This window comes from Candidatus Accumulibacter vicinus, assembly GCF_000584955.1.
Classification (GTDB): Bacteria; Pseudomonadota; Gammaproteobacteria; order Burkholderiales; family Rhodocyclaceae; genus Accumulibacter; species Accumulibacter vicinus.
The window spans coordinates 79,327-89,532 of the sequence record NZ_JDSS02000019.1 but is presented as its reverse complement, the minus strand read 5'-3'; the positions used below and the strand labels follow the sequence as shown (position 1 = coordinate 89,532).

The window sequence follows — 10,206 nt, the reverse complement described above, 5'->3', positions numbered from 1 at the left end:
TAATTGCGTGCGTAACCCTCAACGGCGAGCGAAGCGAGTCCGCTGCAATGCCAAGTTAGACTCGGGTGGCGGTCCGGCAGGAGCCGGAATGATCGTCCACCCCTCGGCGGCGTGTTTGTTCTGACGTGCCTGTAGATCGGCAAAAATGCGGTCGAGATCGAAATCCAAGCTGGCGGCGTGCTGCTCGCGAATCGCACGTACTTCGTGAATGATGCTATCAGTCATTGTCGTCTCCCAAGAGCTCGTCAGGTGTGCAAATGAAAGGCAGGAACAAGCCCAGCCGCTGAAAATGTTCGGCAATTCGCGCCTGAATCTCCGGGTTGGCAATATGCCGACAATTCCATGTCAGCAAATAATCCACGAAATGAACTGTGGCAATCGAAATATGCATGGCATCCTCAGCCGCCCTGACCGGAACGATTCCTGCAACAACCAGCCCCTTCGCCAGCTCAACACTTTGAGCAGTAATGTCGAGCAGCGGTATGGTCAACAGCGCGTCAAGCCGTTTGCTCGCCGCAGAGGCATCTCCAGCGCCGCATTCAGTGACAACAAGTTCTGACACGACCAGATCGAATTCGCTACGGCGATCCCAGAAGAGGTAAGTGCTCTGCTGATGGCCAGCTTCAATTACGTTCTTGCTGGGGCGAGCCGTCAGGTAGCTGATGACGGAGGTTTCAACGTATATCCTGCGCTTCATGAACTTAACCCTCGTTCAGAAAACCGTGTCCCCCATTCTTTCTGGAAAAAGAAAGACATGACCCCGTTTTCTACGTAGTGATCTTGCCATAGGATGAAGTTTATGGCTTTAAATTGCTGGATTACAAGACCTGACCCCCAAGATGGACCCTGACCCCCAAGATGCTTTTGCTCGCTGGACCTTGCAAAACATCCGCAACTTGCGTATATTTTCTCCATGCAAGCTATTTTTGCCGAATTGCCGGCGTTTGCCAAATATCGTGCCGACTACCTGGACGATGAAGAGTTTCGCAGGTTGCAACAGTACATGCTGAAGAACCCGGAAGCCGGCGATGTGATCGAAGGGACGGGCGGGCTGCGCAAGTTGCGTCATGGCGATTCTCGCCGTGGCAAAGGAAAGCGGGGTGGACTACGAGTGATTTACTACTGGTGGGATAGTGGCCGGCAATTCTGGCTCTTCACCCTGTACGACAAGGATGAAATGGAGAACTTGAACGCCGATGAGAAAAAGGCGCTCAAGGGAATGTTGAAAGCTGAACTGGAGGCCAGACGATGAAGAAGCGAAACCTGTTTGCCGAGATTGCCGAGGGCTTTGGTGCCTTGGCGAACGAGCGCGCTGACAAGCAGACGCTACGCACGCACAAGGTCGGGGTTCAACCCGTGCCGGAGGTGACGGCTGAGGAGCTGGTCATGTTGCGCGAGCGCCTGCATCTTTCGCGCCCGGTGTTTGCCGGCTACCTGCGCACGAATCCCCGGACACTGGAAAACTGGGAGCAGGGTCGGGCCAAACCGAACGCTCAGGCTGTGCTGCTGATTCGCTTGGTCGAGAAGTTCCCGGATACCGTTGAGCGACTGGCCGTGGTCTGAACTTCTGGCCGTAGCGGATCAAAAGGTACAAACCACCAGCAAGCTCAATGCGTGGTGGTTTTGCCATAGGTTGCGGTCTAGCCCGGAAAATGCCGGATTGGTGAGTGTTACGTCCTCCCCTGGCTGAGGTCTAAGGGCTCGAAATATCCCGCGCACGGTCGGGAAGAAGAAAGAAGCACTGCCTGAAAGAGGTCGGGACGAAGGGGGAAGAGGAAGGGCTGGGACACCTCTGCTATCGTGGGAAGTTATCGAGACCACCCGGATAGAAAGGAGCCCAGCCCATGCGACGAATTGTAATCGGCATCACCAGTCTTGAGCAGCATATCGAGGCAGTCAAGGCCAACCCCGAGCACTACCGGCCGCGGTGCTGCCCCCACTGCGGCATCAAGCTCCTTTGGCGGCACGGGCACTATGAGCGCAAGGCCGGTCGGCAACTGGAGCAGCGGTCGCTCAATCCGGTGCCGATCTGCCGCTACCTTTGCAGCGGATGCCAGCGCACGTGTTCGCGCCTACCGGAGTGCATCGCACCGCGGCGCTGGTATGACTGGTCGGTGCAGCAAGAGGCCCTGAAACCACGATTGAAAGGATGCTCGGCAGGCCATCGCGCGGACTACGGCGGACCTGACGAGCGCACCGTCGATCGCTGGTGGCAGTGGTTGAAGGCGCGCAGTGATCTCTTCGAGTTTCATCTGCGCGCCCGCTTTGCCGAACTCGGACGGGCGGCAGGATTCGACGCTCTCTGGCGCCAAGTGTTCGCAAGCCTGGGTCTGGCGCGGGCCATGGCCATCCTTGATCACGAGCTGAGCGTCCCTTGATGACCTGACCCCGAACGAGTGGCGGACAGGGGGTGCCCCGCCCGGGCGGGGCCCCCACACAGTTTGCCGTGGTCATAACGTGGCCGTTCTGTTCTCATCACGACTCCCATTCACCCAAAGGAGTCCGCATGAAACCGATCGACCCGAAAGCCTTGTTTCGCCTGTCCGTCCTGGGTCCGCTGGTCAGCCGAGAGCGGCTGGAGCGAGGAGAACTGCAGCAGATCATCCGTGAGCTGGCCGAACGGGAGTACGCCATTCCCGGCACCCGTCGGCGCCATCTGGGCGAGAAGACGATTCAAGGGTGGTACTACACCTACCGAGCCCAAGGCCTTGATGGCCTGATGCCGAAGGCGCGCGCCGACCGCGGGCAATCGAAGCTTTCCGAGGCCATCCAGGCCGCGATTCTGGCAGCCAAGCGGGATAATCCCCGGCGCTCGATTCGCCAGATCCGGCAGTTGCTCGAAACCGCTGGAACCGTCGCTCGCGGGAGTCTGTCGCGATCGACGATCCACCGTCTGCTCCAGCAACACGGTCTTTCCCGCATGACCGGCTCGGCCAGCCTGCCCGAGGAGAGGCGCAGTTTCGTCGCCGCTTCGGCCGGCGCGATCTGGTACAGCGACGTGATGCACGGCCCACAGGTCCCCATCGGCGGGAAGCTTGCCAAAGCGTATCTCGTCTCGCTGTTCGATGACGCCTCACGTTTGCTCGCCCACAGCGCCTTCTGCCCCGGGGAAACGGCACTGGACATCGAGGGCGTGCTCAAGCAGGCGATCCTGAAACGTGGCATTCCCCTCAAACTGGTCGTCGATCACGGCGCCGCCTACCGCGCCCACACCTTGCAAGGGATCTGCGCCCGCCTGGGTATTCAGTTGATTTATTGCCGGCCCTATGCGCCCGAAGGCAAGGGGAAGTTGGAGCGCTGGCACCGGACCTGCCGCGGCGAGTTTCTATCCGAACTCGACGAGCGTCACATCACCGGTCTGGCGGACCTCAATGCGCGCCTGTGGGCATGGCTGGAACAGGTCTATCACCGCCGCCTGCATGAGGGTCTGGACGGGATCACGCCATTGGCCCGTTATCAGCAGGATTTGTCGAAGATTCGCCCGCTCGGACTGCTGGCCGCCAAGCTCGATGCCTTGTTCCACCATCGCGTCAGCCGCCGCGTCCGCAAGGACGGCACGGTGTCGTATCAGGGCAAGCGCTTCGAGGTGCCCTTCGAACTGTCCGGCAAGACCGTCTGCCTGGTCGTCGATCCGCATACTGAAATCGTGGTCGGTGTCGAGGACGAGCAGGGCGAGTCGATCGGCTTGGCCACGCCGCTCGATGCGCTGGCCAATCTCCATCGCCAGCGACGCAAACCCGGGCCGGTGGACGCCGGCAAGATCGAGAGGTCCGGCGCGAACCTGATCGAACTGGTCCATCAGCAGTATTACGACGCGAAAGGAGATTAAAGATGGACCTGCAACACTTTGGTTTGCGCCATCCGCCGCTGGGCAAGGAAGCCACCGATCTTTGGGATGACGGTGCGCTGGCGCAACTCGCCGAACGCTTCCAGTGGCTCCTGCACTCGCCAGGCGTCGGCCTGCTGACCGGCGAAGCCGGCGTCGGCAAGACCGCCGCGTTGCGGCTCCTGACCGCGAAGCTCAATCCGCATCGCTATCAGGTCATCTACCATGCCGAGACCGACTTCGGCCGCCTCGATATCTATCGCTGTCTGGCCCTGTCACTGGGCCTGCCACCCAGCTATCGCCGGGCGCAACTGTGGCGCGACATCAAGGCGCAGATCCATCAGTTGGCCGACGGCAAGCAACTCCTGCCGCTGTGGATTCTCGACGAGGCGCAGAACCTGCCGCCCGAGTTCTTTCGCGATTTCCCGGCTTTCCTCAACTTCGCCTTCGATTCGCGCGATCTGATCACCGTCTGGCTCGTCGGCCATCCGGCGCTGGCGCAGACGCTCGAACGGGCGCCCTATGCAGCGCTCGCCGGGCGCATTCAGGCGCGCGTTCAGATGCGCCCGGTCATCGAGCGCGAACGCTTTGCGCAACTGATCGCCCACGCGCTCAAGAGCGCCGGGTGCTCCCATACGCTGCTCGCCGATTCGGGTCTCGAGATCCTGCGGCAAGCCAGCAAGGGCCTGCCGCGTCACGCCGGGCGCATTCTGCGCACCGCCATGCGCCTGGCGGTGCCGCGTGGACTCAATCATCTGCCTGACGATCTCCTGCAATTGGCCATCGAGGAATTGCGATGAAGCGCCGCCGTTTCGACTCCCTCTTCCCCGATGGCCTCTCCGACGAAACGGCCTCGGCTCTCAGCGATTTTCTTCACCAGCTCGCCGCCGCTTGCGAGACCCGTTATCTCGTGCAGTTACGCCGTCACCACCACCGGCAGATGAATCTCTACGACCCCGAAACCCCCTGGAAGACGCCTCCCTACAACCTTCCGTAGTCTCCCTCCGTCCCACGCTGCCCCAGGTATACCTTCCTCCCCCTCCAGCGTGGGACTTTGCCTCTGTCTCAGCCTCGAACACCTTGGGCCACACAGTCTGAATCACCGCGCGACGTAACAGGTGAGTAGCGGCGGGAATCCCGGTCACCCGGTACGTCCCGCCGCCCTCGCAGAACCGGACTTGGAGCGTTACCCCATCCGGCTCCCAGCTCAAGTCATCCACAGTGGTTTGGGGTAGAGATTGTGCTGGATGCGTAGAGACGGCATCCAGCCTGATAGGATTTTACCGAACCGGTCCCACGCTACACTTCGCCTTTGACTGCGTTGGTTCAGCCGTTTAAACAGCAAGCGGCTAATCCGGTAGGCATAGGTGCGGATACTGCGAGCATTGCCACTGACTGCATAGTACGCAAGATGCCCCCGCAGGTGTCGCTTGGCATAGTCCATCATGGCGCGACCGCCTTTGACACGTAACGCCGATAGGCGGTCGCTGACTTCCGTCAATTTCTTGGCAATTCGCGTGCGCTGACTCCGGCGCCCGAGTACAAAACGCCCGCGGCGGCTTTTGCCCACGTAGTGCGTAAAGCCCAGAAAATCGAAGGTCGAGGGGCGTTTGCTGCCGTCCTTCTGGCAGTCACTCGCTGCCCTACTGCCAAAGCGTAGCAAGCAGGTCTTGCTGGGCTCGACTTCAAGCCCGAATACTGCCAGTCGCTCGGTCAGATCGTCCATGAACCGCCGCGCATCCTCTTCGTGGGTGAAACAGGCCACAAAGTCATCTGCGTAGCGAACCAGGTAGCCCTGTCCTTTGCAGGTACGGACATAACGTTTCTCAAACCACAAATCGAGCACGTAGTGCAGGTAAATGTTGGCCAGCACGGGTGAGACGAGTCCGCCTTGCGGCGTCCCGGCTTCGCTGGCCGTGAATACCCCTGCTTCCATCACACCCGCTTTGAGTAGCCGCCGAATAATCCGCAGTAACACCGGGTCACCGACCCGGTGCTCTAGAAAGCGTAGAAGCCAGTCGTGCTCGACGTGATCAAAAAATCCTTTGATGTCGGCCTCAACCAACCACTGCGTTCCCTTATTCGTGGTGATCTCACCCAGTTTCGCGAGCGCTTGATGCGCGTTGCGTTGTGGACGGAACCCATACGAACAGTCGCGAAATTCCGGCTCCCAGATCGCTTGGAGTATCCCGGACAGGCGATGCTGAACGATCCGGTCTTCAAAACAGGGGATACCCAGAGGCCTTTGCCGTCCGTTGCTCTTGGGGATGTAGACACGCCGGACCGGTTGCGGTCGGTAGCTCAGGCTGCGCAGTTCGCCTGAAAGCGCGGTAATCCGCCCTTCCAAGTCCTGTGCGTAGTCCGATTTACTCACCTTGTCGATGCCGGCGGCCTTATTGCCCGGTTGAACTTCAAAACTGTGCGTCAGCCCTTCGGGGTTGCTGAGCAGTCCCATCAGCGCGTTGTACAGCGCTTGTGGGGCCTCTTTTGCCCACTGTGTGAAACAAACAAGTTGTGTGTTCATGCGCAGAGTCCGCTCGGTGTCGGGGCATGTGTCCCCTGTTCGTTGTCTTAAACTGGCGCCCCTTCGCTCCCGCAGCATTACCCGCGTTCGTCGCTACTATGGGCACCTCCGACTTCCCACCACCCCCGCTTCCCTCCTCGCTTTTCAGGCTTGTCGGGAAGTGCGCATATTCCGCGCCGACGATGGGATCTCCTGGGTTACTGCCAATTCTCGTGGTCAGGCTCGCTGCGGTCGTCGATCCCGGGTGGGCACAACTCACTTGCCATAGTGTGGGTTGCGCTGTTGCCTGCTGGCGTCTTGAAACCATCGGCCCATTCCAAAGCGGTCATTTCGGGACTCATAACCTTCACGGTCGGCACTATCCGTTACCATTGCTCCTCGCCTGCTTTCGTACCTACGCATCAAGCGTACTGTTACCACTACGCCTGCAAGGCTCGATACCCGGCCCGTGGCTAGCGGCTACCGGGGCGGGCTCTCCTCCCGCTAGAATTTACAACATTGCCCAGCCACAACCAAGACCTGACCCCATTGGTGTGTGGGACGATTTATGCCGGGAATTGCTGACTTCTCATCATGACTTCTAAAGCCAATTAATCCAATTAAACCTGATAACATCAACCAAAATGAGGACGGCGACGGTACGAGTGCGGACTGTACGGTAATTGTCACGCCCGTGGCAGGCAATCCGGTCACTGGATCGGTCGCGCTATAAATGAAGTTGCCGGTGTGGCTGAAATCAGCCTCCCCAAACGACATAGGACCGCTGACCGAGCCACTCGCTACCCTGTAGATGCCGTGAAAATTGAGTTCCAGCGTTAGTTCTTCAGTCGGTTCCAGAAGGACTGTTGGCGACATCCGAAGAGAACGAAGCTCGATCCCTTGGTACAACAGGTCGCCGACCAATGGCATTGACTTCGAGTACGGTGTCGTCGCGCCCGACCAGTCGCCGCTGACCGTCACAGTCGGTGTTGTGTCTTCAGTGCCTTCAGCATACACCGAGGCGGCACCGGACCAAGCGCCGCTAAAACGGAACAGCGTGCCGTCGGCGGCGGAACACGCCTCCTTATAGCTACAGTAACCAAAATACGTCGTATCTTCCTGAGCACTCGCCGTGAGCGCGTTGAAAAACCCGCCTGCGAGCAATGTGCCGTGCGTAGGTTGGATAAGATTGAAGTACGTAGCGGACGAGCCGTTGTTTCGTATCGAAACAACATTGTGAATACGAGCTTCACTGCGGGCGTAGGTGCTGTCATCGACGGGAATTAAATAAAATCCGGTGACCGTGGCGTAAGCCCGTAGCGCCGAATCAGCTCCCTCTGCGCCCTGTTGATAGCTGATCCATGTTGTGGCGTGTTCCACACCGACATGGAAAGGTGGTAAGACGGGCACCATATCTACGGTGGCGCTTGCGTATCTATCGAGAGAATCCCACGCCGCCAGTGAGCTCACGTTCTGAACGTGGGATATCGTCGGCAGGTCGCCCTCGATCAGACTGGAATATGCTACCTCCGAGGATACGTATATGTTCAGCACGTCAGCTGCCGCCAAGTGCGGCACCAACAATGCGCTGAGTAAAACCGAATGCCAAATTGGAATCAAGGAAAAATTCACAAGTTGTGGAAAAATATAAAATGGGAGATGGGAAGCGTAGTGTGCTTTTTGGAGCACTTTATTGGTATATTGCGCCGTTTTGGATATTCTTTCACAGCCTCTCAGTTGAATTGCCCGCGCGTCAAGTGCCGTTAAGGCGGTAGAATAGAGCTGGGCGGGGGTTTGGTTAGTCTCGGCAACCCCATGATTCGTCAAGAATTGCATACTGGTCTCCTCGCAAATGGATAGGAAGTTCGGCCTTGATCATCGTTCCGGCCAAGGCCAAGTGCTGCGCTTGGTGATAGGAGTGGCAGGACCCTCGAAATCTCGTACCCTTGGAAGTGCAAACTCACCGAGGAGAAGGAAGATGCTCGAACATCCTGCCAGGATTGACTATAGCTCAGACACGAAGGCGTTGCCACTGCGCACTGTACGGTCCAGCCCTGACGCATGACCCAGCCGAATCGGGCCCGTTTGCCGGTAGCGCCCGCTTTCGCCGCCGAGGCGGTCAGATTGCGGTTGGCTGGCGGCAAAGGACGGGGGGGATGGAGTCAGTCAGGAGGATGTCGAAAGGCTTTTTGGACTCCGGTACGATCGCCAGGCGAGCCTTTCCCGACGCGGAGAACGCCGGGCTTGAGAAGAGGTCTTGGGCGGGCGCGGGCAAGGTTATTCGAGTTGCAGCAAGAACGGCTCGGCGAGGAGCACACGCATCCGCGCAGGATCGAGCCAGGGGGCGGCGCAGGAGCTTCGGATAAAGCCAATAGCGCCGCGCACACCGAGTTCTTGATACAGCTTGCGTAACTGCCGAGTGAACCGTGCCAGGGTATTGAACCCATGCGCCAGGCGCATGAGGAGGTGATAGCCCCTCATGGCATTCCAGTCCAGGGCAAAGGCATGCTCATAGTGGTAGCCTTGGCATTTCTCGACGAGGAAGCCCGCTTCGATGCCCCAGCGATGGCGGGCGCCGAGGTTGCAGCGCTCATGGACATTGTCCTGGCTGAGCGGCTGGCTGGAGAGCCAGGCGTGGCGCCCCGTTTGGGTCACGGTCGTCGCCTGTTGATCGATCCACTCCCAGCTTTCCTCACAGACCACCACGTGCAGTTTGAGACGCTGACGCCCGTTCGAACCGAAGGCATAGTCGATGTCGTTGACCCAAGTGAAGTGTGGTCGGCGTCGTCCCCAGCAGCGCTGCAAGGCTTGCGGCTTCAGGGCATGGAGCGCGTGAAACTCCTGCCAAACGGTGGACAGATCCTTGTCCTTGAGCACGATCATGAACTGCCAGTGGTAGTCACGGCAGCACTGCATCACCGGCCCGTTGGCGTAGAGTCCGTCGAGCAGGAGCAGGATCGGCAGGCGGGGGAACCAGGTCTTGAGCCGGTCGCTCAAGCGCACAAAGCCGCGCAGTTCGCAATCCTGCTTTTGCGCTTCGGTATTGCCCAGGGCGTGTTCGAGGAACTCGCTGAGCAGCGGGATCACCAGGCCGCTGTGGAAGACGAGACTGGCCTCGAGGACGTAGACGAAATACTGAGTGTGACGGGTTTCGTCCTTGCCGACGGTGCGCTGCAGGAGTTCCTCCGCCCAGAGGGTGTCGCCCGCGAGCTTCTGCGAGCCGTCGATGGCGATCGGATAGCAGTGGTGGATCAGATAACGGCGAAAGCTCTTGCCGCGGATCAGCCGCTTGACCAGATCGACGTGGGCTTGTTCGAGGTAGTCGAGGTCAATGTCGCGCAGCAGCCGAAACAGGGTGTCGGCGTGTGGCAGAGTCTCGATCTCCGGGAACAGCAGATGCAGGGTGGCCATGAACTGCGGGTGGCTTATTTCGCGGTTGGTCTCGCGCCGGGAGGCGAACTGAAAGACGAACATCAGCAAGCCGTAAAGCAGCAGCGATGTCAGCTTGTGCCGGCGCTTCCTGGGGTCTCTCGGGTCGGGAATCTGTTCCAGTTGGGCGAGCAAGGTGGGCAGCTCTTTGCGCAGGACGCGTACCTGTTTGCTCACAGCGTCCTCGCGAGCCTCTTTTTCCTCTTCGACGGTCGCCAAAGCCGAGCAGCTGTTGGGCAAGGGAGTGGGGGAGTGGGGAACTTGTCCACTCGCGCGCAGTTTCGCGTTCAGCGCCTTTTCCTGCTGTTTCTTCTCTGAGCGCAGCTTCTTGATGGCGACGCGTGTCGGGCGACGGCAGGGTTTGCTCATGACTTGATGCTTCCCGGCGCGGCGCACAGCGAGGCGCAACAATCCGAGGTCAGCGGTTTGACCCACACCTGGCGGGGCG

11 protein-coding genes are annotated in these 10,206 nt (G+C 59.4%); 6 read left to right on the top strand and 5 right to left on the bottom strand.

Going from position 1 to position 10,206, the window contains the following annotated elements:
• Positions 1-18: 18 nt before the first annotated feature.
• Entirely contained in the window at positions 19-225 is a 207-nt protein-coding gene (locus CAPSK01_RS06830; RefSeq protein ID WP_034924332.1) for a hypothetical protein, read from the bottom strand.
• A complete protein-coding gene (locus CAPSK01_RS06825; protein ID WP_034924329.1) occupies positions 218-697 on the bottom strand; it encodes a type II toxin-antitoxin system VapC family toxin in 480 nt (159 codons plus the stop codon). Before CAPSK01_RS06825 ends, CAPSK01_RS06830 begins: the two co-directional genes overlap by 8 nt.
• Before the next feature lie 216 nt (positions 698-913).
• On the opposite strand from CAPSK01_RS06825, the gene CAPSK01_RS06820 reads away from it, so the two are divergent.
• The 6 genes from CAPSK01_RS06820 (at position 914) to CAPSK01_RS06795 (ending at position 4,823) form a co-directional block, all read left to right on the top strand.
• Positions 914-1,252 (top strand): type II toxin-antitoxin system RelE/ParE family toxin, encoded by a 339-nt coding sequence (locus CAPSK01_RS06820; protein ID WP_034924326.1) that lies wholly within the window; start codon positions 914-916, stop codon positions 1,250-1,252.
• Positions 1,249-1,563: a transcriptional regulator gene (locus CAPSK01_RS06815; RefSeq protein WP_034924323.1), complete on the top strand. Its 315-nt coding sequence runs from the start codon at positions 1,249-1,251 to the stop codon at positions 1,561-1,563. The genes CAPSK01_RS06820 and CAPSK01_RS06815 overlap by 4 nt, the downstream gene beginning before the upstream one ends.
• 281 nt (positions 1,564-1,844) lie before the next feature.
• Positions 1,845-2,378: a DUF6431 domain-containing protein gene (locus tag CAPSK01_RS06810; RefSeq protein WP_034916126.1), complete on the top strand. Its 534-nt coding sequence runs from the start codon at positions 1,845-1,847 to the stop codon at positions 2,376-2,378.
• Between the two features lie 128 nt (positions 2,379-2,506).
• Positions 2,507-3,829: a DDE-type integrase/transposase/recombinase gene (locus CAPSK01_RS06805; protein ID WP_034924320.1), complete on the top strand. Its 1,323-nt coding sequence runs from the start codon at positions 2,507-2,509 to the stop codon at positions 3,827-3,829.
• A gap of 2 nt (positions 3,830-3,831) precedes the next feature.
• Positions 3,832-4,626, top strand: a complete 795-nt coding sequence (locus CAPSK01_RS06800) for an ATP-binding protein (RefSeq protein WP_034916122.1) — start codon at positions 3,832-3,834, stop codon at positions 4,624-4,626.
• On the top strand, positions 4,623-4,823 hold the full coding sequence (locus CAPSK01_RS06795) for a hypothetical protein (protein WP_034916119.1): 201 nt from the start codon (positions 4,623-4,625) through the stop codon (positions 4,821-4,823). The genes CAPSK01_RS06800 and CAPSK01_RS06795 overlap by 4 nt, the downstream gene beginning before the upstream one ends.
• 210 nt (positions 4,824-5,033) lie before the next feature.
• Here CAPSK01_RS06795 and ltrA read toward each other — a convergent pair whose 3' ends face one another.
• From ltrA to CAPSK01_RS06780, 3 genes are all read right to left on the bottom strand, one after another.
• Positions 5,034-6,350, bottom strand: a complete 1,317-nt coding sequence (gene ltrA / locus CAPSK01_RS06790) for a group II intron reverse transcriptase/maturase (RefSeq protein WP_034924317.1) — start codon at positions 6,348-6,350, stop codon at positions 5,034-5,036.
• A 483-nt stretch (positions 6,351-6,833) separates the two neighbouring features.
• Positions 6,834-8,165, bottom strand: coding sequence for a hypothetical protein (locus CAPSK01_RS06785; protein WP_034924314.1), 1,332 nt, complete (start codon positions 8,163-8,165; stop codon positions 6,834-6,836).
• Positions 8,166-8,606: 441 nt separating this feature from the next.
• A complete protein-coding gene (locus CAPSK01_RS06780) occupies positions 8,607-10,127 on the bottom strand; it encodes a transposase family protein (RefSeq protein ID WP_273703226.1) in 1,521 nt (506 codons plus the stop codon).
• Positions 10,128-10,206: the final 79 nt, after the last annotated feature.

Bases quoted from the DNA above. Each gene is read 5' to 3' on its own strand.
- CAPSK01_RS06830 (WP_034924332.1), bottom strand. From the start codon at position 225: ATGACTGATAGCATCATTCACGAAGTACGTGCGATTCGCGAGCAGCAC.
- CAPSK01_RS06825 (WP_034924329.1), bottom strand. From the start codon at position 697: ATGAAGCGCAGGATATACGTTGAAACCTCCGTCATCAGCTACCTGACG.
- CAPSK01_RS06820 (WP_034924326.1), top strand. From the start codon at position 914: ATGCAAGCTATTTTTGCCGAATTGCCGGCGTTTGCCAAATATCGTGCC.
- CAPSK01_RS06815 (WP_034924323.1), top strand. From the start codon at position 1,249: ATGAAGAAGCGAAACCTGTTTGCCGAGATTGCCGAGGGCTTTGGTGCC.
- CAPSK01_RS06810 (WP_034916126.1), top strand. From the start codon at position 1,845: ATGCGACGAATTGTAATCGGCATCACCAGTCTTGAGCAGCATATCGAG.
- CAPSK01_RS06805 (WP_034924320.1), top strand. From the start codon at position 2,507: ATGAAACCGATCGACCCGAAAGCCTTGTTTCGCCTGTCCGTCCTGGGT.
- CAPSK01_RS06800 (WP_034916122.1), top strand. From the start codon at position 3,832: ATGGACCTGCAACACTTTGGTTTGCGCCATCCGCCGCTGGGCAAGGAA.
- CAPSK01_RS06795 (WP_034916119.1), top strand. From the start codon at position 4,623: ATGAAGCGCCGCCGTTTCGACTCCCTCTTCCCCGATGGCCTCTCCGAC.
- ltrA (WP_034924317.1), bottom strand. From the start codon at position 6,350: ATGAACACACAACTTGTTTGTTTCACACAGTGGGCAAAAGAGGCCCCA.
- CAPSK01_RS06785 (WP_034924314.1), bottom strand. From the start codon at position 8,165: ATGCAATTCTTGACGAATCATGGGGTTGCCGAGACTAACCAAACCCCC.
- CAPSK01_RS06780 (WP_273703226.1), bottom strand. From the start codon at position 10,127: ATGAGCAAACCCTGCCGTCGCCCGACACGCGTCGCCATCAAGAAGCTG.